Here is a 706-nt window from a genome sequence, read left to right on the forward strand (position 1 = left end):
CCCCTCCCGCACTGGGCCCAGGGCATCCGCCTGGGAGGCCGAGTAACCGCCGAGGCACTGCTCTTCGCGTTCTACGACGGCCTGAGACTGGCCACACTCCTGATCTGCGTAGGCGCGGCGAACGCCCTGGCAAACCCCGCCCGCCTCCTCAAGTCCCTCCCCGGCGCCCTGTACGAAACCGGCGTAGCGGTGGTCGTGGCCCTCACCTTCGCCCCGAACCTCATCGCCGACGCCCAACGCCTCCGCGCCGCCCGCCGCCTACGAGGCCGCCCCGACCGGGGTCTGCGCGGCCTGCTACAGGTCGGACTCCCGGTCCTGGAAGGCGCGTTGGAACGCTCGGTCGCCCTGGCCGCCGCGATGGACGCCCGCGGCTACGGCCGTACGGCCCAAGTCCCCGCCTCCGTAAGGCGGACGACCGCCGCCCTCACCCTCGGCGGCCTGCTGGGCATCTGCGCCGGAACCTACGGCCTGCTCACCGCCGAAGGAGCCGCATACGGACTCCCGTTGCTGTTGGCCGGGGTCGTCGCCGCGCTCGCGGGCCTGCGCCTGGGCGGCCGCCGCACCCTCCGCACCCGGTACCGCCCGGACCCCTGGGACCGACGAGCCTGGCTGGTCACGGCCTCCGGCGTGGCGGTCGCCGCACTGCTCACCGTCGCGGCGACCCGCGACCCCGCCGCGCTCACCCCGGGCGTGATCCCCCTCACCG

Annotated in this window: 1 protein-coding gene; it reads left to right on the top strand. The window is 75.1% G+C overall.

Annotated features, from left to right (window positions below; all coding sequences use genetic code 11):
* Positions 1-706: CbiQ family ECF transporter T component (locus tag AC31A1_RS52200; protein WP_489660044.1), on the top strand; the 706-nt coding region annotated here is incomplete at both ends.

It is taken from the genome of Streptomyces sp. P5F9 (assembly GCF_057961495.1).